Source organism: Cobetia sp. MM1IDA2H-1 (assembly GCF_002916775.2).
GTDB lineage: Bacteria > Pseudomonadota > Gammaproteobacteria > Pseudomonadales > Halomonadaceae > Cobetia > Cobetia marina.
Window position 1 is genome coordinate 3080986 of the sequence record NZ_CM133225.1, and the last position, 23884, is coordinate 3104869.

21 protein-coding genes are annotated in these 23884 nt (G+C 65.0%); 7 read left to right on the forward strand and 14 right to left on the reverse strand.

The window, feature by feature from the left end:
* Positions 1-94: 94 nt before the first annotated feature.
* Positions 95-1297 carry a bifunctional diaminohydroxyphosphoribosylaminopyrimidine deaminase/5-amino-6-(5-phosphoribosylamino)uracil reductase RibD gene (gene ribD, locus BOH68_RS13110; protein ID WP_077375001.1) on the reverse strand — a complete coding sequence of 401 codons (1203 nt, stop codon included), beginning with the start codon at positions 1295-1297 and terminating at the stop codon, positions 95-97.
* Positions 1298-1374: 77 nt separating this feature from the next.
* Positions 1375-1863, reverse strand: coding sequence for a transcriptional regulator NrdR (gene nrdR / locus BOH68_RS13115; RefSeq protein ID WP_077375003.1), 489 nt, complete (start codon positions 1861-1863; stop codon positions 1375-1377).
* A 306-nt stretch (positions 1864-2169) separates the two neighbouring features.
* On the opposite strand from nrdR, the gene BOH68_RS13120 reads away from it, so the two are divergent.
* Both BOH68_RS13120 and BOH68_RS13125 read left to right on the forward strand, forming a co-directional pair.
* Positions 2170-2418, forward strand: coding sequence for a GlsB/YeaQ/YmgE family stress response membrane protein (locus tag BOH68_RS13120; protein ID WP_077375006.1), 249 nt, complete (start codon positions 2170-2172; stop codon positions 2416-2418).
* 218 nt (positions 2419-2636) lie between these two features.
* Positions 2637-4511 carry a sugar phosphorylase gene (locus BOH68_RS13125; protein ID WP_254696543.1) on the forward strand — a complete coding sequence of 625 codons (1875 nt, stop codon included), beginning with the start codon at positions 2637-2639 and terminating at the stop codon, positions 4509-4511.
* Positions 4512-4629: 118 nt separating this feature from the next.
* Here BOH68_RS13125 and BOH68_RS13130 read toward each other — a convergent pair whose 3' ends face one another.
* From BOH68_RS13130 to BOH68_RS13175, 10 genes are all read right to left on the reverse strand, one after another.
* Positions 4630-5841 (reverse strand): glycosyltransferase family protein, encoded by a 1212-nt coding sequence (locus tag BOH68_RS13130; protein ID WP_077375009.1) that lies wholly within the window; start codon positions 5839-5841, stop codon positions 4630-4632.
* 41 nt (positions 5842-5882) lie between these two features.
* On the reverse strand, positions 5883-6779 hold the full coding sequence (locus BOH68_RS13135) for an HAD-IIB family hydrolase (protein ID WP_170877394.1): 897 nt from the start codon (positions 6777-6779) through the stop codon (positions 5883-5885).
* A gap of 303 nt (positions 6780-7082) precedes the next feature.
* On the reverse strand, positions 7083-8384 hold the full coding sequence (locus tag BOH68_RS13140) for a TRAP transporter large permease (RefSeq protein WP_077375014.1): 1302 nt from the start codon (positions 8382-8384) through the stop codon (positions 7083-7085).
* Positions 8384-9025 carry a TRAP transporter small permease subunit gene (locus BOH68_RS13145; protein WP_077375017.1) on the reverse strand — a complete coding sequence of 214 codons (642 nt, stop codon included), beginning with the start codon at positions 9023-9025 and terminating at the stop codon, positions 8384-8386. Before BOH68_RS13145 ends, BOH68_RS13140 begins: the two co-directional genes overlap by 1 nt.
* 155 nt (positions 9026-9180) lie before the next feature.
* Positions 9181-10245 (reverse strand): TRAP transporter substrate-binding protein, encoded by a 1065-nt coding sequence (locus tag BOH68_RS13150; RefSeq protein ID WP_077375020.1) that lies wholly within the window; start codon positions 10243-10245, stop codon positions 9181-9183.
* A 99-nt stretch (positions 10246-10344) separates the two neighbouring features.
* Entirely contained in the window at positions 10345-11232 is an 888-nt protein-coding gene (locus BOH68_RS13155) for a FadR/GntR family transcriptional regulator (protein WP_077375023.1), read from the reverse strand.
* Positions 11233-11453: 221 nt separating this feature from the next.
* Positions 11454-11747 (reverse strand): hypothetical protein, encoded by a 294-nt coding sequence (locus BOH68_RS13160; protein WP_077375026.1) that lies wholly within the window; start codon positions 11745-11747, stop codon positions 11454-11456.
* Between the two features lie 252 nt (positions 11748-11999).
* Entirely contained in the window at positions 12000-13262 is a 1263-nt protein-coding gene (gene glyA, locus BOH68_RS13165; protein WP_077375029.1) for a serine hydroxymethyltransferase, read from the reverse strand.
* 219 nt (positions 13263-13481) lie between these two features.
* On the reverse strand, positions 13482-16256 hold the full coding sequence (locus tag BOH68_RS13170) for an ABC transporter permease (protein ID WP_456821151.1): 2775 nt from the start codon (positions 16254-16256) through the stop codon (positions 13482-13484).
* The gene (locus tag BOH68_RS13175; RefSeq protein WP_077375032.1) at positions 16249-17061 is read right to left on the reverse strand and encodes an ABC transporter ATP-binding protein; all 813 of its coding nucleotides are present in this window, start codon (positions 17059-17061) and stop codon (positions 16249-16251) included. Before BOH68_RS13175 ends, BOH68_RS13170 begins: the two co-directional genes overlap by 8 nt.
* Before the next feature lie 92 nt (positions 17062-17153).
* Between BOH68_RS13175 and BOH68_RS13180 the strand changes: the two genes are divergently transcribed.
* Both BOH68_RS13180 and ppk2 read left to right on the forward strand, forming a co-directional pair.
* On the forward strand, positions 17154-17897 hold the full coding sequence (locus BOH68_RS13180) for an arylesterase (protein ID WP_077375035.1): 744 nt from the start codon (positions 17154-17156) through the stop codon (positions 17895-17897).
* A 232-nt stretch (positions 17898-18129) separates the two neighbouring features.
* Positions 18130-19029, forward strand: coding sequence for a polyphosphate kinase 2 (gene ppk2 / locus BOH68_RS13185; RefSeq protein ID WP_077375038.1), 900 nt, complete (start codon positions 18130-18132; stop codon positions 19027-19029).
* 36 nt (positions 19030-19065) lie between these two features.
* Here the strand turns inward: ppk2 and BOH68_RS13190 are convergent, their stop codons facing one another.
* The gene (locus tag BOH68_RS13190; protein WP_077375041.1) at positions 19066-19986 is read right to left on the reverse strand and encodes a DMT family transporter; all 921 of its coding nucleotides are present in this window, start codon (positions 19984-19986) and stop codon (positions 19066-19068) included.
* 139 nt (positions 19987-20125) lie between these two features.
* On the opposite strand from BOH68_RS13190, the gene BOH68_RS13195 reads away from it, so the two are divergent.
* A complete protein-coding gene (locus BOH68_RS13195; RefSeq protein WP_077375044.1) occupies positions 20126-21145 on the forward strand; it encodes a zinc transporter ZntB in 1020 nt (339 codons plus the stop codon).
* Positions 21146-21163: 18 nt separating this feature from the next.
* Here the strand turns inward: BOH68_RS13195 and BOH68_RS13200 are convergent, their stop codons facing one another.
* A complete protein-coding gene (locus BOH68_RS13200; RefSeq protein ID WP_077375047.1) occupies positions 21164-21496 on the reverse strand; it encodes a SelT/SelW/SelH family protein in 333 nt (110 codons plus the stop codon).
* Positions 21497-21868: 372 nt separating this feature from the next.
* On the opposite strand from BOH68_RS13200, the gene BOH68_RS13205 reads away from it, so the two are divergent.
* Positions 21869-23170 (forward strand): MFS transporter, encoded by a 1302-nt coding sequence (locus BOH68_RS13205; RefSeq protein WP_077375050.1) that lies wholly within the window; start codon positions 21869-21871, stop codon positions 23168-23170.
* Between the two features lie 219 nt (positions 23171-23389).
* A complete protein-coding gene (locus tag BOH68_RS13210) occupies positions 23390-23830 on the forward strand; it encodes a PAS domain-containing protein (RefSeq protein ID WP_077375053.1) in 441 nt (146 codons plus the stop codon).
* Positions 23831-23884: the final 54 nt, after the last annotated feature.

The following is a 23884-nucleotide window of genomic DNA, read 5'->3' on the forward strand; positions in this document are numbered from 1 at the left end:
CCCCGCCACCCGGTTTTGCGCCAGCGCCCCGCGACGCCACTGTCGCCAGACAGCGGCAAGTCCTTGCGCTGGCAGGCAATTTCTCTCAGTCAGTTCAGCCGACAGGCTCGCCGTTGTCGGGCACTGCCGTAATGCGCCAGTCGCGCCCCACGGCACGAATCTCGCGGATCTCGACCCGCCGCTGCTGCGCCATGTGCTCGAGTCCAGGCAGGGCCAGCAACGGACGCGCCTCCCCGCCCAGCAGCGTCGGCGCCATGAACAGCTGCATCTCATCCACCAGTCCGGCACTGAGCATGGCACCGGCAAGCACCGCACCGGTCTCCAGCAGGACCTCATTGGCCTGCTCGTGCTCGGCCAGATGGCGCAACAGCGCCTCGAGATCCACACGTCCCTCCGGGCCCGCCGGCAACGCCAGCACCTCGGCGCCGGCCGCTTCCAACAGTCTGCGCCGTTCTGCCTGAGCCGCTGTCTCATCCGCGACACAGACCACCAGGGTTCTGCCGTCCTGCTCAAGGATTCGCGCCGCCAGTGGCAGGCGCAGATGCGTATCCACCACCACGCGCAACGGCTGACGCGCCACCAGCGCCTCGAGCCCCAGCGGATGCGCCTCCAGCCCCAGCTGCTCGGCGCGCACGTTGAGGCGCGAATCATCGAAGATGACCGACTCGATACCGCTCATCACCACGCTGGAGCGTGCGCGCAGTCGCTGAACGGCGCTGCGCGCTTCCGGGCCGGTGATCCACTGGGATTCACCGGAGGCCATCGCGGTGCGACCGTCCAGACTCATGGCCTGCTTGAGACGCACGAAGGGGCGCCCGCGCTCCATGCGCGACAGGAAGCCGGGATTGAGCGCACGCGCCTCCTGCTCCAGCACGCCCACCGTCACGGCGATGCCAGCGCCCTGAAGCATGGCGATGCCACGCCCGGCCACCTGCGGATTCGGGTCCCGCATGGCGATCACCACCCGCGAGATGCCCGCCGCGATCAAGGCGCGTGAGCATGGCCCGGTTCGCCCGGTGTGCGAGCAGGGCTCCAGCGTCACGTAGGCCACGCAGCCCAAGGCTTGCTCACCGGCGGCGGCCAAGGCGTTGACCTCGGCATGCCCTTCCCCGGCGCGCACATGAAAGCCGGTGGCGATCACCTTGTCAGTGACAGGGTCGACCAGCACGCACCCGACCCGTGGATTGGGATGGGTGGTGTAGCTTCCCAGGCGCGCAAGGCGCAAGGCATGCGCCATGTGGCGAATATCGCGACCAGGCTCCTGGTCGACTGCGGTGTCATGAGAGGTGAGGGACATGCAATACCTATCGGCGTGTGACGACAACATGGACCGGCCCGACAGTCGGACCGCAGGACGGTCGGGCGATGCGCGGATCAGGAGCGGCTGTCTTCCTCGCCGGGCAGGAAACTGGGCTCCTGGGCGAGGCGGTCGATCTCGGCACGGAATTCGTCCAGATCCTGAAACCGGCGATAGACGGAGGCAAAGCGGATATAGGCGACCTGATCCAGCCGCTTGAGCTGCTGCATCACTTCGTCGCCGATCCGGCGCGCCTCGATCTCACGCTCCCCCGTGGCGCGCAGACGCTGACGGATACGCTCGACAGCCGCCTCGATCAGCTCCGAGGAGACAGGACGCTTCTCCAGCGCGCGCAACATGCCTGCCCGCAGCTTGTGCTCATCGAAGCTCTCACGGGAACCGTCACCCTTGACCACTCGCGGCATGACCAGCTCTGCCGTCTCGTAGGTCGTGAAACGCTCGCCGCAGGCCGCGCACTGGCGACGACGACGCACCTGGTCACCCTCGACCACCAGCCGGGAATCCGTGACCTTGGTTTCATGAGTTCCACAGAAGGGACAGTGCATTGTTGGGAGCCTGCTTGAGTGCGAGGTGGCGGCGTTGCGTACTTCGGCTTCCGGTACTGCCGAGCAGCGTCGGGCCACGGCAGCACAGCCGAAAGACATGGAATGGGCGCCATTGTAACCGTTAAGACTCGTGCACGGGAGCCTATGTCAGTCAGATCCTATCTGCGTTAGCCTTGAGGAGCGGAAGAGGAATCCGCATAGACTCCCGAGAACCGAGGCCGGCGAGAAACTCCCACAAGGATGCTCGCCACATGAGTGAATGATCTTCACGACCAAGTGCTTACTAATGACGCAAGGAGACGCGACATGGGAATCATCGCCTGGATCATCTTCGGACTGATCGCCGGCATCATCGCCAAGGTCATCATGCCCGGCAAGGACCCCGGTGGCATCATCGTCACCAGCATCATCGGCATCCTGGGTGCCGTGGTAGGGGGATGGATCGGCACGCAGCTCGGCTTCGGAGATGTCACCGGCTTCAATCTGGCAAGCTTCGTCATCGCCGTGCTCGGTGCCATCATCCTGCTGATCCTGTATCGAGTCGTTCGCAGGTAGCCCGCGACCCGCTCGCAGGCACTTCGCAGGCACTTCGCGAGCACTTCGCAAGCAGTGCGGGTGGGCCTGATCGGCTCCATGGCCTGACAGGAGCTGATCACATGGCTTTCCCCGCCGGTTTCACCCGCCATGACTCGACGACGGCCAGCCTGCACCAGTGGGCTGGCCGTCGTCTTGCATGGTCAAGTCACATGCACTGATGACTTCGAGGACCGCTCATGCCCGACATGCCACCTCCCGATCCTTCCACCTCTTCCTCACACGCCGCTCGACCGGGCCCACGCTCCCTGTCACACCCGCTCTCGAACGATGCCTTCGCCCGCCACGCCGAGACGCTGCTGGCGGTGATCTATCCCGAGCGCAAGGATGAGGTGCTGCGGCGTCTCGAGACACTGATGGAGCTGCATCGTTCGCGTCTTGCCCCCCGGGTTCCCGAGGGCGAACCGCTGTGGAGCGAACGCGATCAGTGGCTGATCACCTACGGCGACAGCGTGCAACAGGAAGGCGAGGCCCCGCTGGCCACCCTGAATGACTTCCTCGCGAGCCGTCTGGGTGACTGCCTCTCCGGGGTGCACGTCCTGCCCTTCTTCCCCTGGAGCAGCGACGACGGCTTCAGCGTCATCCACTACCGTGAGGTCAATCCGGCCCTCGGCGACTGGCAGGACATCCAGCGTCTGAGCGAGCAACGTGACCTGATGGCGGACCTCGTCATCAACCACTGCTCGCGGGAATCGCTGTGGTTCGCCGATTATCTGGCCGGCGTGCAACCCGGCCGCGATTACTTCATCGAGATGGACCCGGAAACGGACGTCTCCAGCGTGGTGCGACCACGCCCCTCGGCCCTGCTCACGCCGGTGCATACCCGTCGTGGCCTGCGTCATCTGTGGGCAACCTTCTCGGATGACCAGATCGACCTCAACTTCGCCAACCCCGACGTCCTGCTGGAGTTCATCGGTATCCTGCTCTATTACCTCGAGCAGGGCGCGCGCATGATCCGCCTCGATGCCGTGGCCTTCCTGTGGAAGCGTCTGGGCACCTCCTGCGTGCATCTGCCGGAGACGCATGCCGTGGTCCGCCTGCTGCGCGCCATCGTGGATCATCTGGCCCCCGGCAGCCTGCTGATCACGGAAACCAACGTGCCCCACGCCGAGAACATGTCGTATTTCGGCCTGGATCGCCTTTCCGAGCAGGACCTGACCTCCCTCGAGGGCAGCGCCCAGGCCGATGAAGCCCACATGATCTATCAGTTCACGCTGCCGCCGCTGACTCTGCATACCCTGACCTCCGGGGATGCCAGTGCACTGACCGAGTGGGCCGCCAGCCTGCCCTCTCTGCCGGCGGGATGCAGCTACTTCAACTTCACGGCCAGCCACGATGGCATCGGCGTGCGTGCGCTGGAAGGCCTGCTGCCGGACCATGAGCGCGATACCCTCGTGCGACTGGTGCACGACTTCGGTGGCTACGTCAGCATGCGCGCCAACCCGGGACGCGCCGACACCCCCTATGAGCTGAACATCAGCTATTTCGATGCCCTCAAGGGCACGCGGCGTGGACGGGACCCGTGGCAGATCGAGCGCTTCATCGCCAGTCAGACCCTGATGCTGAGCCTGCAGGGCATTCCCGGCCTCTATCTTCATTCACTGACCGCCACCCCCAATCACCAGGAAGGGGTCGAACGCGACGGGCATCTGCGCGCCATCAACCGCCGCAAGTGGCAGCGCGATGAACTGGAAGCCCTGCTGTCCAGCCCCAACACCGCGACCCATGAGGTCTTCCATGCCTTGAAGCGTCGCATGACGCTGCGCCGCGAGGAGCCGTGCTTCCACCCCGATGCCCATCAGCAGGTGTTCGACCTGGGGCCGGACTTCTTCGTCTTCGAGCGCGTCACCCACGAGGGACGCCGCCTGCTGTTCGCTCTCAATGTCACCGACCAGCCGCGTGTGCTGCCCTTGCCGGAAAGCTGGCAGGGCCTCGCGTTGACCGACCACCTGTGTCATGACAAGGCCTTCGACCCCGCCATGGCGCGCCGCCCCTATCAGGCAGCCTGGCTGATGGAGCAGTCGGTGCGCCCACCGGCCATCGAGGTCGTCTGACCTGACGACGTGCCCGCCAACGACAACGGGGCTGCCAGTGGCAGCCCCGTTGTCGTTTTACCTTCCCGTGTCTGCCGCAACGTGCGTGACCCACGTGAGCGGTTGGTGAAAGGTGTCGTTACTGGTTGTCCAGCTCCACCGCTTCATGCATGCGCTCGAGCAGGTCCGGCACCGCGGACTGCACCCGATTCCAGCTCGGAATGAAGGGCTTGTCACGCGGGTTGTCGAGGAAGGCGCTGCCGGCATCCATGATGTTGGCGGCGAACAGCTCCACTGCCGCTTCCTCGCTGTGACGATCCACCGTCAGGCCATTCATGACGGCGTCGTTGTAATAGGTCTCGATCAGATCCAGCGCGATGCGATAGTAGGTCGCCTTGATGGTGCGGAAAGTCTCGCCATGAATCTCGACCCCCAGCGTCGCCAGCTTGCGATACATGGCCTTGGCGATATCCAGACTCATGCGATTGAGGCCGCCCAGCGCATCTTCCTCGGACAGCGGCTGATGCTTGTGATCATAGGCATCGGCGATGTCCACCTGGCACAGACGCTTGGTGGAATAGTTGCGATGCACCTCGGACAGCACGCCGATCTCCAGCCCCCAGTCGCTGGGGATGCGAATGTCCGCCAGCACGTCGGTGCGCATCGAGAACTCACCGGACAGCGGATAACGATAGCTGTCGAGATAATCCAGATACGGCAGCGGGCCATAGACCTTCTTGAGCGCACGGATCAACGGCGTGACCATCAGACGTGCCACGCGACCATTGAGCTTGCCCTGGGCGATGCGCGAATAGTAGCCCTTGCAGAATTCGTAGTTGAACTGCGGATGGGCGACCGGGTAGATCAGGCGCGCCAGCAGGCCGCGATCATAGGTGACGATATCGCAGTCATGCAGTGCCACCGCCTCGGCGATGCCTGATGACTGCACGTAACCGGAGCAATACCAGACGTTGCGCCCCTTGCCGGCCTCCATCGGTGCCAGACCATGCTCGGTCAGCTCTTCATCCAGTGCACGCAGGCGCGGCCCGTCGTTCCACAGGATACGGTGATGCTGTGGCAGGTGAGAGAAGAACTCCTTGGCATGCTCGAACTGGTCGCGGTCGGCACGATCCAGCCCGATCACGATCTCGCTGAGATACGGCACCTGCGCCAGCTCATCGACGATGTGCTTGAGCGCGGGGCCTTCCAGCTCGGAATACAGCGACGGCAGAATCAGGCTCATCGGCCGCTTGCGGGAGAAGCGCATCAGATCCGCTTCAAGGTCCTCCACCGGACGGTCGGTCAGGTTATGGAAGTTGGTGATGATGCCATTCTGGTAAAAATCGCTCATGTCAGCTCCTTGTCATACCGAAGACACGCATCAGGCAGGCGTCAGGCGCGCAGGCCTCTGGATGTCCATTCTTCCGGCTGGCCATTGGCCAGCCAGTGACGCAATCCCTCGACCCATCCCTGCGGCCCGGGGTGATTGGCGCGAAAACAGCGGCGTTCATCCGCCAGTAGCGGATACTCGGCAAGCTCCCGATCGCGCTGTGAGGTATCACCGACGCCGGGGATCAGGACAGCGTTATCGACCGCGGCCAGCAATGGCAGGTCATTGGCGCCATCACCGAAGCCCAGTGTCCAGGGACGCACCCGCTCACAGAGCCGGTAGCGCGCGATCAGATAGCGCGCCGCCACCCCCTTGTCAGTGTCGCCCGTCACATGATGGAAACGCCCGCCCCGCGTCAGCTTGAGGCCATGGCTGGCCAGGCGCGTGCGGAACTCCTCGAGGCGCTCCGGCGCGTCCTGCCATACCAGCGGTTCACTGGCATCACGCTCCCCCGCCAGCGCCGCATCCGCCTCCCCCAGCCCCGTCAGCTCGCTGATTCTTGCCACCGACATCGCGGCAAAGCCTTCAAAGGCGAACTCCTCCCTCAATCCATCCAGCACCTCGAGAATCGCGCGGCGCGGCATGGCCACCGCGATACGGCACAGGCCGTGCGCATCCGGGGCACTGGCCTCCTCCAGTGGATAGGCACTGAGCCAGGAGGCCGGCAGCGCCACGACGCCTCCGTTCTCGGCGATCCAGGGCTGACCCGCCAGCCCCAGCGAGCGCATCAAGGGCGTGAGTTCAGCCGCGGTCTTGGAGGTATTGGGCACGACCCAGGCGCCGCGAGCACGCAGGCGGGTCAGCCAGCTGCGCGCCGGACCCGGCGAGTAATCGTGATGGTCCAGCAGCGAGCCATCCAGGTCGGTCAGCAACAACAGCGGTGCTTGAGTCTCTGACATGTGAACTCTCCTCATGAAGTGCTGCAGCGTGCCAAGCATCCCCGCGGTGCGGTCTCGTTGCGCCAGGCAAGCCTGCCAAGAGCATTGCAGGGAATGTGCCAAGATGGTGCAGTCGCAATGACAGTCTGGCCTCTCAACTCTCAACTCTGATTCACCGCCGGCTTGCTTGCACCAACAATGAGCACAAATCCCCTGATGCATGTCGCGTCGCCACATTGCAGCGCAAACCTGTCGTCACGAACGACGACGCCCTCGCATCTGCGAGGGCGTCGAGTCTTCGGCCATCAGCAACATCTGTTGAGACTAGACCAGCCACAGTGACAGTTGCGGCCACAGCAGCAACATCGCCAGCACGCACAGCTGGATGGCGATGAACGGCAGCAGCGAGACGAAGATATCCTTGAGACTGATGCCTTCCGGTGCCACGCCTTTCAGATAGAAGGCGGCAGGCCCGAAGGGAGGCGACAGGAAGGACACCTGCATGTTGACCGCGAACAGCACGCCGAACCATACCGGGTCATAGCCAAGTTGGATGATGATCGGCACGAAGATCGGCAGGGTCAGCATCGCGATGCCGATCCAGTCGAGGAACAGCCCCAGCAGCAGCAGGATCGCCATCATCACCATGATGATCGCCAACGGCGGGATATCGAGGCCGAGAATCATGCTCGACACGAAGCGGTTGCCGCCCATCAGGTTGTAGACCCCGACCAGCGCCGCCGCCCCGATACCGATCCAGATGATCATGCCGCAGGTGTTCATGGTCTGGGACAGCGCACGCTGCATCAGGGTGATGGAGAATTCACCCCGCAGCATCACCGCCACCAGCACGCCGAAGCTGCCCATCGCCGCTGCCTCCGTCACCGAGGCCACCCCGCCATAGATGGAACCCAGCACCAGTCCCGCGATGATCGCCGGCACGCCGACGGCCTTGAGCAGCTCACGCTTGCTCTGGAAGCTGGCACGCCGTTCCTCCTCGGGCATCACCGGCCCCAGCGCGGGATTGCGCAGGCAGCGGATCAGCACATAGAGGATATAGCTTGCCATCAGCACGATGGCCGGGGTGATCGCCGCGGTGAACAGATCGGCAATCGACTGGTTGGCGATCAGGCCATAGATGATCAGCACGATGGAGGGCGGCATCATGGTGCCCAGCGAGCCCCCGGCACACACCACGCCGATGGCGATGTGCTTGTCATAGCCGAGCCGGAGCATCTGCGGCAGCGCCAGAATCCCCAGCAGCACGATCTCGCCGCCGATGATGCCGGACATCGCCGCCAGGAAGAACGCCACCACGATGGTCTGGATCGCCACGCCGCCGGGCAGGCGACCTGCCATCACGCGCATGGCATTGAACAGGTCCTTGGCGATGCCGGAGCGATCCAGCAGCGAGGCCATCAACACGAACATCGGCACCGCCACCAGCGAATACTCGGTGACGAAGCCATAGACACGACTGGTGACCAGCGGCAGCGCCATCGGGCCGAACCAGCCGAAGGTGTAGGCCAGCGCGACCAGGCCGGTGACGAAGGCCAGCGGCAGGCCGGTGACCAGCAGCGCGAAGATGCCGCCGACCAGCAGCATCGTAGCCGTTGCGATATCCATCAGCGCTGCTCCTTGTCTGACGTGGTACGCGTCTCTTGTGCCGGGTGGGCAGCGGCGTCACTTTCCCCTTCGGGCGGACGGGGAGAGAAGAAGGTCTGGTAGAGATGCCACAGCGCCTGCAGGGTCATCACCGCCAGTGCGAACAGGATCACGCCCTTGGTCAGCGCCGGAAACGGCGGATTCCACGAGGTGCCGGAGCGCTCCAGCTGCCATTCCCCCAGCGGGCTGTGCGAGGCGCGCCAGAACATCACCCAGCCTGCGTAACTCATCGCCATGCAGAACACGAGCGTCATCACGTCATTGAAGCAGTCCAGCACGTAGCGAAAGCGCGTGCCGACCAGGTCGTAGAGCACACGCACGCGAATATGGCGGTTGTTGGCCAGCGCCGCCGGCCCGCCCAGCGCGAAGCTGGTCGCGACCAGGAAGATCACCGTCTCGTGGACCCAGGAGGTCGGCGAGTCGAGGCCATAGCGCATCACCACCTCGAACACGCTGATCGCCATCGCCAGCAATACCAGCCACGCCGCGGCGCGCGTGCCCTTGCCTACCAGTCGGTCCAGCGGCGTGCGCGTGCCCAGATTCGGGTCGTGGTCATCCGACGCCTCCGGCAGGCCCGGCGACGCCACATCATGTTCTGCCATATCGAATTCCTTGCTAACTGGCTTGCTCAAGGAGGATCGGCGCGCCCAGTGAGCACGCCGATCATCATCTCCCGCGTCTTTCCTGATCGTCTTGATCCTGTCGACGTCTCGCCCCGGCGACTCTTGTCACGCGGCCGATGACAGCGAGTGGACGCTTACATCAGGTTGCGGTCGGTGAGGAAGGTGACCACGGACTCGTAGACCTTGCCGGTCAGCTCGTTCTTCTCGGCCCATACCTTCCATTCCTGCTGGGCGATGCGACGGAACTTGGCGCGTTCTTCCGGCGCCATGTCGATCACCTCGATATCCGGATTGGCTCGCGCCGCGCTCACCGCCTTGAGGTCACGCGCCTTGAGGGTGAAGACCATGTCGTAGGCCATCGAGTCAGTCGCGGTCTCCATGATCGCCTTGAGATCCGCCGGCAGGCCGTCCCAGATGTCCTTGTTCATCGACACCGCCACCATCGGCAGCGAGTGGAAGCCCGGATAGGACGGGTACTTGGCGAAGCTGTGCAGGCCCTGGTCATCATTGGTGGCGAACACGGTGTAATCCGCCGCGTCGATCACGCCCTTCTCGAGACCGGTGTAGACCTCGGAGCCCGGCAGGTTGACGGGGGCTGCACCGGCCTTCTGGAAGATGTTGTAGACCATGCCTTCCGGCGCACGCACCTTGAGGCCCTTGAGATCATCGACGGTACGCACCGGCTTCTTGGAGACGAAGGACTCAAGCCCGGTGGCGCCTGCGCCGATCAGATGCACGCCGTAGGGCTCGACCAGCTCGTTGTAGAGCGCCTCACCACCGCCGTGCTGCATGTACTCGAGATATTCCAGTGGATCCCCCCAGGCACCCACCAGGTTGCCTAGCATGCCGAAGGCCGGATTCTGGCCCGAGAAGTAGGACGGGTCCGTCAGGTGGCCCTGCAGGATGCCGGAGCTGACGGCGTCCAGCGTCTGGTTGGCCTGTACCACGGCATTGACCGGCAGGATCTCGATGGCGATGCGCCCATCCGACATGGTCTTGATGTTCTCGGCCCAAGCCTTCTTGACCTCGAACTGCGGCTCACCGGCCGTTTCCGAGGTCTGGAAGGTCCATTCGTACTCGGCCGCCCAGCTGGGCGCGGCCATCGCACTGGCGGCCAGCGCCGTGGAAAGGGCAAGCGCCTTGAGCGCGAAACGCCCGGAGGTGAGGGACGGACGGTGAGACGTGGTGGAATGCGGCATGGTGGAACTCCTGGCGTGTTGTTATGACGTGTTATGACGTTCTTTGGCGGAGGGAAGACGTGCAGACACTTCCCGGCGTGGCGACGCCCAGGGCGCGGGTCACTCTCTTGACAGGGGGGCGGAGAGACTGGGCAGCTGACCGAAACGACGCAGCAGCTCCAGCGGCTCCTGGGCGCGCCCGACACCGTGCGGCCCATCAGTTACCTCGGGCATGGCGAGTCCGAGATCACGCCCAGTGCGATCCAGCACATGCAGGGTTGCGGCATGGGCCGCCTCCGGCTGGCGCAGACGAATCGCCTCCATCACCGCACGATGGCGACCGAGACTGTCGCCCAGCTCCGAGGCGTTGTGGTTGGAGGTCGCCACCAGCAGGCTGATCGAGGGCTTGAGCACATGGCCGAGCTGCGCCCAGATGACGTTGTGGGTCGCGGCGAAGATGGCGTCATGGAAGGCGATGTCGGCACGATCGAATTCTTCCATGGCGCTGCCGCCATGCACCGCTGCCGCCATGCCGTCGTAGGCCTGCTCGATGGCGGACAGGTCCTGGGCGGTGGCCTCGGTGGCCGCCAGTGCGGCAACGAAGGGTTCGATGGAAATGCGGAAGGCGTAGATATCCCGTGCCAGCTGCGGATGCGGCATCGCATAGCGTGTCATCCAGCCGGTGACGCGTGGGTCGAGCAGATGCCACTCGCTGAGCGGATTGACGCGCGTGCCCTGCCCGGTGGTGCGGGTCAGGATGCCGGCATTGACCAGACTCTGGATCGCGGTGCGTACGGTGGCACGGCTCTGGGCGTGCTGATCGCAGAGATCCAGCTCACGAGGGATCAGACTGCCCGGCGGATAACGATTCTCGAAGATGGCCTGCGCCAGCCATTCCGCCACATCGACACGGGCGGTGGTCGACGATTCACTGGTGGTCGCTGACGTTGGGGATGACGTGCTGGCACGCGGGTGGCCGCCTGCAGCACTCCTGGGTGGCGTGGGCATGATCGAACGTTCCTTGATGGCGTGGCGCGTCAATTGTGGCTCGCTCACCTCCCTCGCAGGATGGGTCGCGGTGCGCTCTTGTCCGTCAAGGAATAGCCCATGTCAGACATGCCAACAAGACACCTTAGACCAAGGGTGAGACCCGACTTTGGTCACACCTTTACGCAACTCCATGTTGCGCAAGGATTATTCAACTTCACCAGACTTCGCGCCATCTTCGCTCACGTCGCGAACCGGACACGACCGATCATCACCGTTCGCTCGGCGCCGCTGTCGGCCACCACCGTTCTCACCGCGGCCTCGCCTGCCGCGCCGAAGCTTGCCGAGAGCTCGATCTGACTGACCCCCTGGACGATCAGCTCACTGACCAGTCGCTCGGCCGCCTTGAGCGAGCCCAATGTGGCGACGGAGAGTCGCATCTCCCCGCTCCCCTGGCTGCTCAGCGAGGTATTGCCACTGTGCTCGACCAGAATCAGGAAGGCATGGTGCATAACGTCGTGCGTCTTCACGGCCATGAAAGTCTCCTCACCACGAGATGGATCACGCATCAAGAAGCCTAGCGTGTCCCCGCGAGCATCAGGACTGATCTTTCTGAGCGCTTGTGGACCACGGATCAACGACATGTCGCCCCGTCTGGACGTGAGCCGGGCACAAAAAAACGCCTGCCGCTTTCGCGACAGGCGTTCTCGAGCACCTCACTCCGAACCGGTGGCCAGCTCCCTCATGATGCGAACATCATGTGTCAGCGAGCGCCATCCGTCAGGTACTCAGGCGTAGACCGGCAGACGTGCACAGACCTCGGAGACCTTGGCCTGTACCTCGGCTTCGGCAGCGGCGGAATCGCCGGCGACCATCGCCTCGAGGATGTCGCAGATCCAGCCCGCCAGATCCAGACACTCCTGCTCCTTGAAGCCGCGTGTGGTGACGGCCGGAGTGCCGATACGCAGACCGGAGGTGACGAACGGCGACTGCGGGTCACCCGGCACGGCATTCTTGTTGACGGTGATGTGGGCACGGCCCAGTGCCGCGTCAGCGTCCTTGCCGGTCAGGCCCTGCTTGACCAGTGACAGCAGGAACAGGTGATCCTCGGTGCCGCCGGAGACGACTTCGAAGCCACGCTCCAGGAACACGGATGCCATGGCCTGGGCGTTCTTGACGACCTGCTGCTGGTAGGTCTTGAAGGACGGATCCATCGCTTCCTTGAAGCAGATCGCCTTGGCCGCGATGACGTGCATCAGCGGGCCACCCTGGCCACCCGGGAAGACGGCGGAGTTCAGCTTCTTCTCGATGTCGGCATTGCCTTCGGCAGACAGGATCAGGCCGCCACGCGGACCACGCAGGGTCTTGTGCGTGGTGGTGGTGACGACGTGGGCGTGGGGCAGCGGGCTCGGGTAGACACCGGCGGCGACCAGACCGGCCACGTGGGCCATGTCGACCAGCAGATAGGCACCGACTTCGTCGGCGATCTTGCGGAACTCGGCCCAGTCGATGATCTGGGAGTAGGCGGAGAAGCCGGCGATGATCATCTTCGGCTTGTGCTCACGCGCCAGACGCGCGACTTCGGCGTAGTCGATCAGGCCGTTCTCGCCCAGACCGTACTGCACGGCGTTGTAGTGCTTGCCGGAGAAGTTCGGACGTGCACCGTGAGTCAGGTGGCCACCCGCGTCCAGGCTCATGCCCAGGATGGTGTCGCCCGGCGAGACCAGCGCCTGGAAGACGGCACTGTTGGCCTGGGAACCGGCGTGCGGCTGAACGTTGGCGTAGGTGGCACCGAACAGTTCGCAGGCACGATCGATGGCCAGCTGCTCGACCTTGTCGACGAACTCGCAACCGCCGTAGTAACGCTTGCCCGGGTAGCCTTCCGCGTACTTGTTGGTCAGCTGGGAGCCTTGCGCCTGCATGACGCGGGGGCTGGCGTAGTTCTCGGAGGCGATCAGCTCGATGTGAGCTTCCTGGCGAACGACTTCGTCGTCCATGGCGCTCAGGAGCGCATCATCAAAACCGGCAATCTGCATGTCACGGGTGAACATCGGGTGTCCTCGCCTGAAGGGTGATGACGACAGCGAATTCCGGCGCGGCCGGATCGCCATCTAGGGGTAAGATCAGGACCAGCATGATACCTCAGCCGGCGGTCCGATTCACATGAATCAGCATCATTGTTAACGCAAGATGGCCTCACGATCGACACGACGATCCCGAGGCCATCCTGCGGCGGCGTCATGCACTGCACTGATGCTGCCTTTCCGTGCTCACTGCAGGGCGCGCAGCCCTGCCATGGGCGGCTGGCGGCGCACTTCCCGCGACAGCCAGAAGCCTAGCCCGCCGACCAGCACAGCGCCGATCAGCGGCAGGCCGAGCCACAGCCACGGATGCAGCACCACCGGCAGGCCCAGCCAGCCGGAATAGAGCCCGACCGCCGCGCCTTCCGCCAGCATCGCACCCAGCAGACCGCTCAACGCCCCCAGCAGCACGAACTCGGCAGCCTGCAGGCGGGCCAGCAGGCTCTGCCCGGCACCGAATACCTTGTAGAGCGCACCTTCGTGTTCTCGTGCGGGGCGGCTGGCCACCAGGGCCGCGTAGAGCACGCTGGCACCGGCCAGCAGTACCAGACCGAGAATCAGCTCGACGGCCCGCGAGACCTGGGCGATCAGCTCCTGCACCCGCGTGAGAATCGCGTCGATGTTGATCAGGGACACGCTGGGGTAATCGCGCACCAGCGGTGCCAGCGCTCCCTCCTCCTCGAGATGAAACGCCGTCATGTAGCTGTGGGCGAAGCTCTCGAGCGCCCCGGGCGGGAAGATGACATAGAAGTTGGGCATGAAGCTGTCCCAGTCCACATGGCGCAGATTGACCACCTGCGCCTTGAGGGTCTCGCTGCCGATGGTGAACGACAGGCTATCGCCGATGGACAGTCCCATGCGCTGCGCCAGGTCTTCCTCCATCGAGACCGGCACCCCCTGCGCCTCGGCGATGGCCTGACGCCGCGAGGGTTCGGCATCCGCGAAGTCCTCGAGCGGCGCCCAGTCACCTGCCGTCACGCGGTTGTGATCAGGCAGATCACGATGCCAGGTGAGATTGAGCTCACGCTGGGGCACGCCGCGTGAGGATTCAGCCTCCCCGGTGCCTTCCTGCATGCCACCGGCCGCCTGTTGCGTGTCCGGCTGACGTTCACGGGTAGCGGCATTTTCCAGCGCCCGCTGCTGTGAGCGACCCAGCAAGGATTCGCCTTTCAGGGCGGTGATGCGCCCCCGCACCATCGGATAGAGCTCACTCAGGCCGTCTTGGGTCGACTCCGCCCCTTGCGCCTCCACGATGGCCGACAGCTCCTCGCCGAAGGCCTGCTGCTGGCCCGGCTGGATGTTGATGGCGAAGTGGTTGGGGGCATTGGCCGGAATCTGCGCCTGCCAGCGGCTGATCAGATCACCACGCACCAGCGCGATCAGTGCCACGGCCGCGAAGGTGACGGCGAAGGCCACCAGCTGACCGAGACTGGCGCCGCGACGCCGCGCCAGCAGCCCGCCCGCCAGACGGACCGGCCGACTCCAGCCGCCCTGTCCCCGCGTACGCACCACCACCTTGACCATCAGTGACAGCAGCAGCTGCCCCACCACCAGCAACAGACCCAGCCCGATGACGCCGCCGACCAGCAACCCGGCCGCCAGCATGAGATCGCCCGAGTAGAGCCACATCAAGGCGCCGAACACCAGACTGGCCATCGCCACCACCACCCAGGCCGAGGCCGGCAGCGGGGCCAGTTCACGCCGCAGCACTTTGAGCGCACTGACCTGACGCAGGCGCAGCAGCATCGGACCGGCGAAGCCGGCCAGCACCGCCAGTGCCGTCAAGATCCCCAATGCCAGCGGCAAGGGGCCCGGCGCCGGCAGCTCCAGCGGCAGGAAGCGCTCCAGCAGTGCCACCAGCCCCATCTGCCCCAGCAGCCCCAATACGGCCCCCAGGGTACTGGCCAGCAGCGCCAGCCAGCCAAGCTGAGCGGCAAACAACCGTGACAGCTGACGCTGGGAAGCCCCGAAGCAGCGCCATAGCGCGGCACTGTCCAGATGGCGTTCCACATAGCGGCGCGTCGACATCGCCACCGCGACCCCGGCCAGCAGCACCGCCACCAGCCCGGCCAGACTCAGATACTTGTCGGCACGCTCCAGTGAGCGCCCCAGTCGCGGACGATCCTCGCGCACGTCCTTGAGGCGCACCTCGGCATTGTCGGCACTCGCCAGCAGCGGCGCGATGGCATCGCGCGCCTGCTGCACCGCCGCCGGATCGCCAGCGGCCAGCAGGCGATATTCCATGCGTGAACCGGGCTGGATCAGACCGGTCGCCTCGAGATCCGCCATGTTGAACATCAGGCGCGGGCTGAATTCGGAGAAACCGCCCTGCTGGTCCGGCTCACGAGTGATCAGGCCGGTCAGGGTCAGGGTCTTGCGTCCCACGGTGAGGGTATCCCCCGGCGACACTCCCAGCGCCGTGGCCAGGCGTGGTACCAGCCAGGCCTCCCCGGGTGGCGGGATGGCGGGGCGTGTGGCGGCTCTCTCACCGTCAGCCGACCCGCCGTCGGAAAGCTTGCCGTCCGCCCCCGCGATTCGGGTCTCGGGCGTATCGGAGGCAAGCTCGATCTGCCCCATCAGCGGATACCCCGGCGAGACTGCCTTGAGGCTCGAGAGCACGAAGCTGTCGCCATGCGAGGCCATCGAGACCATGCCCAGCTGCGGCGACATCTCGAGCCCGGCCTCCTCGAAGGCCTGCCGGAAACGCGGGTCCAGTGGATTGCTGGACTCCAGCACCAGATCTCCCCCCAGCAGCTGTCCCGCCTGGCGCGTGAGGCCACGATCCAGACGATCCAGAAAGAAGCCGATCATGGTGGTCGCGGCCACCGCCAGCATCAACGCCAGAAACAGCGCCCGCACATCACTGGCACGCAGGTCCCGCAGCAGGCCACGCAACGCAAGCGGCAGACGCATGGCGCCCCCGCGCGGCGATCGCGCGTCAGATGTCATGCTGGCATCAGTCATGCTGCCCTCCTTGCGGTGTGGCCACCGCAGGTGCCGAGGCATCGTCCTGCCATTCGACCAGCTTGCCGGCTTCCAGCGTCAGACAGCGATCACAGCGTCTGGCCAGGGTCAGATCATGGGTGACCAGAATCAGCGTGGTGCCGCGCTCACGGTTGAGGGTGAACAGCAGCTCCGCGATGCGATCACCGGTAGCGGTATCCAGATTGCCGGTAGGCTCATCGGCGAACACCAGCCCCGGCCCCGCCACGAAGGCGCGGGCGATCGCCACCCGCTGCTGCTCGCCACCGGACAGATGACGCGGCAGGTGATCAAGACGCTCTCCCAGCCCCACTCGCGCCAGCCAGTCACGTGCCTTGGCCTCGATATCGCCCCGGGGCGCCAGCTCCAGCGGCATCAGCACGTTCTCCAGCGCCGTCAGGGTCGGCAGCAGCTGGAAGTTCTGGAACACGAAGCCCACCTGCCCCGCGCGCAGCGCCGCACGCCCGTCTTCATCCAATCCGGCAAGCGAGGTGCCGAATAGGCGAATATCACCTTGGGTCGGACTGTCCAGCCCCGCCAGCAACCCCAGCAGCGTGGATTTTCCGGAACCGCTGGCCCCGATGATCGCCACGCTCTCGCCGGCTGCCACGGCAAGCTCTAGATCTTCAAGAATGGTCAACTGGCCGTCACCGCTGGCGACACGCTGGGTCAGACCCGTGACATTGAGGACTGCCGTCGGCGCCTGCGGATTCGCTGCTGACGGTGCCGCGACTGACGCATGATCCGACGCAAAGGGGGCGTCGTTAATGGAGGCGTTATGTGACATCGTGTCTGCTCGCTTATGGTAGTGAACGGGATGGCCATGAACGCCAGTCCCCGAAACGGATGTGAAACGTGTGCAGATGATGGAGATGAGGAATGCAGAGATGGCTGGTGAATCGCCGTGAAACGCAACGTCTGTCCCGAGTCGCCGAACCGCGCGTCACGCGCAAGACTGCCGGACTCACGCGGCTGCGCAATGCGCTTGCCAGTTCGGCACTGACCCTCGTGGCCGTGCTGACGCCTCAGGTGGCGCTGGCAGAGGCGCCGGCTCCCTGGCTGGTGGTCGGCGACTCCCTCTCGGCCGGCTACGGCATCGACAGCAGCCGGGGTTGGGTCGCGTTGCTCGACGAGCGCCTCGAGGACACCCTGGGCAACGATGCGCCTGAGGTCATCAATGCCAGCATCAGCGGCGATACCACCGAAGGCGGCCTGAATCGCCTGCCGGCACTGCTCGACCGACACGACCCTTCGCTGGTGATGATCGAACTGGGCGGCAACGATGGCCTGCGCGGCCTTCCACCTGCGCGCATGCAATCCAATCTGGCCAGCATGATCGATGCCGTGGAAGATGCCGGCGCCCAGCCCGTGCTGCTGGGGATCGAGATCCCGCCCAACTATGGCCCGGCCTATACCGACGCCTTCCGCCAGGTCTATCGGGCGCTGGCCGACGAATACTCCGTGCCGTTGGTGCCCTTCATTCTCGAGGGCATCGCCACGGCACCGGCCGGCCAGAAACTGATGCAACAGGACCGTATCCACCCGACGGCCAAGGCCCAGCCGAGGTTGCTGGACAACATCTGGCCGACGCTCGAGCCGCTCGCGCTACCTGCCACACAATGACCCTGCACGTGTCTACCTTGCCTGAACATGACATGGGGCATCCCGGTCAGAATCAAAGGTGACGGTGGTTTCCCGAAGGGCGTGTCCTCTCGATACGCCCTCTCGATACGCCCTCTCGATACGCCCTCTCGACAAGCCCTCTTGTCATGCCCTGCCGCCACGCTTTTCATCACGCTCGTCCATCGTGCCCCGCCCGGGGCGCTTCGCCCTTCAGAGCACTGAGGATTCCACCATGAGCCAGTCCCGCAAGGCAGTCCCCGGCAAGTCCGCCCCTACAGCGACACCCGCGCATGTGGCAACCGGGCAGCCCCCGCCGGCCCCCGAGACTCCCCACATGACGCTCGGACCGGTCTCCAGCGACGCCTACCCTTACGACAAGCGGCTCAAGCGCAAGGTCTACGAGGCCGAGAAGCGGGCCCTGCAGATCGAGCTGCTCAAGGTCCAGCACTGGCTGCGTGACAGTGGCGAGCGGCTGGCCATCGTGTTCGAGGGGCGTGATGCCGCCGGCAAGGGCGGCACCATCAAGCGTTTCATGGAATATCTCAACCCGCGTTTCGCGCGCATCGTGGCACTGGACAAGCCCAACGAGACGGAGAAAGGACAGTGGTACTTCCAGCGCTACGTCTCGCGCTTTCCCACCAGTGGTGAGGTCGTGCTGTTCGATCGCAGCTGGTACAACCGTGCAGGAGTCGAGGCGGTGATGGGCTTCGCCAGCCCTGACGAGGTCGAGCGTTTTCTCATCCAGGTGCCACAGCAGGAGCGCCTGTGGGTCGAGGATGGCCTGCATCTGGTCAAGCTCTATTTCTCGGTCTCCCGGGAAGAGCAGTCCAATCGTTTCGCCAAGCGCGCCGCCGACCCGCTGACGCGCTGGAAACTGTCACCGATGGACGCCGTGGCCCAGGAGAAGTGGGACGACTACACCACCGCGGCCGAGGCGATGTTCGCGCGTACCCACAGTCGCCACGCGCCCTGGACGCTGATTCGCTCCGATGACAAGCGTCGTGCTCGCATCGGCGCACTGCGCCATGTGCTCAGCCAGCTCGACTACCCCGGCAAGGACACACGGCTGATCGGCACGCCGGACCCATTGATCGTGGTGGATGCCGGCCGTCTGATCCTGCCCACGGACTAGTACGCCCCTGAGGATGCAGGCGCGGGCGGAGCGCGCTCATGTCGTGTGTGACAGTGTCTCCGGCGCCTTCTGCAGCTGCTGCAGGCCCAGGCCTGCCAGAATCAGCACCAGCCCCGCGAGTGTCGAGGTCAGGATCGGCTCGCCGACGATGAAGTGCAGCAGCGTCAACGACACGGGGGGGGACAGGAAGATCAGATTGGAGACCTTGGCGGTACGCGACACCTTGTGGACCGCCAGCTGCCAGAGCACGAAGGCGATGCCCATCTCGCACAGGCCGACATAGAGCCCGGCCATCAGCGCCTGAGGATTGGCGTCTTCCCCGATGAAGTTGCCAAACCCCGGCCCGATGGCCACCAGCAAGGTCAGGACCGGCAAGGCGACGCTGAAGTTCTGCCACTGGGCGACCAGCGGGGCGCGGGCATCCCGCGCGTTCAGCAGCCAGTAGAGGGCCCACAGCAGGGTCGAGCCCAGCGCCAGTCCGACGCCGATGGGATCGGCGAAGGCGACATCGAACACCTGCCCGCGGGTGGCGATGGTCCACACCCCGGCGTAGGCGATCAGCCCTGCCGCGACATCGATGCGCGTCAGGCGCTGCGCGAGGATCGGCACGGCAAGAAAGGCCATCGCCAGTGCCCAGGTATAGTTGAGCGCCATGGCCTCCTGCCCCGGCAGACGTGCATAGGCGCCGAACAGCACCAGATAATAGCCGACCGGGTTCATCAGTCCGGCCCAGGCCGCTGTCCGCCAGCCGCCTTTCCAGCCGCTGGCGAGCGCCTCGCGCAGCCGACCCTGACGCCACATCAGCACGCCGATCAACAGCCAGGAGACCAGCGCTGCCAGCCACACCAGCTCCAGCGGCGACATCTGCGCCAGCGCCAGCTTGAAGGCCGTTGCCACGGTCGACCACAACCCGACCGCTCCCAGACCATAGAGCATGGCCTCCCTGTCCTGACTCATGGCATGCTTCCTCGCAATTCGGACACCGCCATCCTGGCGGTGTCGACCTGACGCCCATGCCCGCCATGCGCGTCGCAGGCTTGAGCATCGCGCGCGTGGCGTGCAGCTGCAAGCCCGTGTACGCAAAGGACGCTTTACGATGACCACCAGCCCCTCCTCGCAGCTACCGCACGCCAACCCGCAGCCCGATCCCCCCTCCACGGCGCTGGTCAGCGCCTACCGTCTCGACGGCAAGGGCAGCGCGACCCTCTTGAGCGATGATGAGCTGCGCCAGGCCTGGCAGGAGCCGGAGGCCTTGATCTGGATGCACCTCGATTACACGCGAGGCGACGTCAATGATTATCTCGCCGGCATCGCGCAGCTAGATGATCCCAGCATCGAGGCCCTCACCGAGCTGGACACACGCCCACGCGTCGCACGTTTCGGCGGCGGCATCGTCACCACCCTGCGCGGCATCAATCTCAACCCGGGTGCCGCGCCGGAAGACCTGCTGTCACTGCGCCTGTGGATGAGCCCGACTCGCCTGATCACCCTGCGCCGACGCCCCTTCCAGTCGATCACCCAGGTACGCGAGCAGCTGGAAGCCGGCCAGGGAGCCGAAAACATCTCCTGGCTGCTGGCGATGATCAGCGATGCGCTGGTCGATCGCGTCGCCGAGCTCAGCCACCGCCTTGACGATCAACTGGCGATCCTCGAGGAGGATCAGCTCAATGACGTGGAGATCGATCCCGACGACATCACGCGGCTGCGCCGCCCGTTGATCACCCTGCGGCGCTTCATGGGGCCTCAGCGCGACTGCCTGGCCCAGCTGGCTCAGGGGCCCTTGTGGATCGATGAGCAGGCGCGACTGGACCTGCGCGAGATCGCCAACCAGCTGTCGCGTTACGTGGAGGACTTTCAAGCCATGCAGGAACGCGCCCTGATCCTTCACGAGCAGCGCATGAGCGAGCACAACGAGCAGCTCAACCAGCGCATGTATCTGCTGTCGGTCATCACCGCCGTCTTCCTGCCGCTGGGCTTCCTCACCGGCCTGCTGGGCGTCAATGTCGGCGGGATTCCCGGCAGCGAGAGCCCATGGGGCTTCACGCTGTTCGTCGGCATGACGCTTGGGGTGGTCGCGATGCAGATGTGGCTGCTCAAGCGCAAGAAATGGTGGTGACGCGGATCGGGGCACTCGTCACGGTGTCGGAGTGCCCTGTTCGCGGCTGGCGCGGTCGATATGGCCGAGATCGCGCTCCGGGTCGAGCACATCACGCACGCGTTGCTTGAGGTCACGGCTGTCCGGGAAGCCGCCATCCCGCTTGCGCTCCCAGAGCACCTGCCATTCGGCGTCAGGCGCAGGCTGGCAGAGCACCTCGAAGTGCCCGCCGTGACTGGGCGCGAGAGCGACCTCATCCAGCGCTTCCCCGAAGGTGGAGAGCAGTTCCTGGGCATACCAAGCCGCGCGCAGCAGCCAGTTGCAGCCGGTGCAGTAGTGAATGCGAATCTTGAGCGTGGACGGTTGATCCATGAGAGCGAGCGTTCCAATCGTGAGTGAAGAGTTGCCGTTCCCACTTCACTGCAGCGAGGCGTCCGGGTCAATGCCGAAATGCGTGCAGGGATAAGAGCATCGACAACTGGCACTGGGCATCCCCGCACGGGCACGGAATAATGAGGATTCAGCCGCCGACCTTCGGAGCCATGCATGTCAGACCCGTCATCGTCCTCGTCCCCATCGTCTCCCTCCTCGCGCTCGGCCTCAAGGCCCTCGTCAGATGCCTCGACGGAGGCCACGACGACAGGGACGCCTGGCCCCCAGAAGGAGCACGCCACGGGACAACGCCCGGAGCAGGACCAGGTCAAGGACACCACCAGCGGCGCCCAGAGCCGCTTCTTCGAGCGCATGACCGGCGATGAAGACTCGCGCATGTGCAAGGATATCTCCGAGGATGCCTGCCATCAGCAGCCCGGCAATGTCTGGCGTCATCTGCTGGCCTCGCTGGGGACCAAGCTGGCCGACGAGCTGGCAAGCGCACGCCTGGTGCTGCCGTGGCTGCTGGGATTGATCGACGCCCCGGTGTGGATGGTGGGGCTGCTGGTGCCGATTCGTGAAGCCGGCGCCCTGCTGCCGCAACTGGTGGTGGCGGGCTTCATCCGCCCGCTCCCGCGGCGCAAATGGGTCTGGGTCGCGGGGTCCGTGCTGCAAGCTCTGATGGCCTTCAGCCTGGTGATCATCACGCTGCTCTCTCGAGGCGACGGTGACAGTGGCCTGGGCGGCAGCCTGGCCGGTGGCCTGGTGCTGGGGTGTCTGGTCGTGCTGTCACTGGGGCGTGGCGTGGCCTCCATCGCCACCAAGGACGTGCTGGGCAAGACGATCGCCAAGCAGCGCCGTGGCCGCCTGATGGGATGGAGTGGCAGCCTGGCCGGCGCCATGACGTTGCTCGCGGGGGGTGTTCTGATGCTGCTGGGCGAGCAGCCCGGTCAACAGGTGCTTGCCACCCTGATGGCGATCGCGGCACTGGGCTGGAGCCTGAATGCTTTCTGCGCGGCGCTGATCAAGGAAGATCGCGGCGCCACCAGCGGCGGTGCCAATGCCTGGGACACCGTGCGCCAGGGGTTCAGCCAGCTGCGTCATGACGCCGCCTTCCGCAATTTCAATCTGGCGCGTGCGCTGTTGCTCTCAAGTGCCCTGGCCCTCCCCTACATCGCGCTGCTGGGCCAGCAGCAGAGTGGCGAAAGCCTCGGCGGACTCGGGGTACTGGTGGTCGTGTCAGGCCTGGCGGGCATGGTCGCCAGCCCCATCTGGGGCAAGCTTGCCGATACCTCGAGTCGGCGCGTGATGCGCAACGCCGGCGCCGGTGCCGCCGTGTGCTGCGCGCTGGCCGGCAGCATGGTGTGGTGGCCCGGAGCGCTTTCCGACAGCGTCTGGAGTTATGCCGTGGTCTATGGGTTGCTGGTGATCGCACATTCCGGCATCCGTCTGGGACGCAAGACCTACGTGGTGGATCTCGCCAGCGCTGACAATCGCGCGCTCTACGTGGCTCTGTCCAACACCCTCACCGGCGTGCTGATGCTGGTGCTGGGTCTGGCCATCGGCGGTCTGGCCCAATGGCTGGGCAGCGAGTGGCTGCTGCTGATTCTGGCCGGTGTCGCCACGGCGGCCGCCCTGTGTGCGCAACGTCTACCGGAAGTGGAAGACGACTGATACCGGACAGAGCGGTCTGCCAAACCTCGCGACGGGGGCCCGGGACAGGCGCTGGCCCCCGACACATTAGCGGCTGCGATTGCATAAGCCGCGACTCCCCGCCATAGTGAAACCGATGATGGTGCTGGAATGTCCGGGCACACGGACAGGCACCCGATACCCGTACTCTCGGGCTCGGTCACAAGGGCCGGGTTCTTTAGCCGCAAGGATCAGTGCCAGATGAAAAGACCCCACATGATCAGCCCCGAGCTGCTCGAGAGAGTGGTGAATGCCTCGGACGATGGCATCGTGGTGGCCGAACAGGAAGGTGACGAGAACATCCTGATCTACGTGAATCAGGGCTTCGAGCGCCTTACCGGTTACAGCGCCGACGAGATTCTCTACCGCGATTGTCGTTTTCTGCAGAATGACGACCGTGACCAGCCACAGCTGGACAACATCCGTGCCGCGCTGCGCGACAAGCGCCCGTGCCGCGAGATACTGCGCAACTATCGCAAGGATGGCAGCCTGTTCTGGAACGAACTCTCCATGACACCGGTCTTCGACGAGCACGACAATCTCCAGTACTTCGTCGGAGTCCAGAAGGATGTCACCAGCCTGATGACCGCGCATGAGGAGCTGGAGCGCCTGCGGGAAGCCCGCAAGAGCGATGTCGAGTGATCACTGACACGCTCCCCTCCTTTCGGTCATGAACGACTCGCCAACGCCCACCAC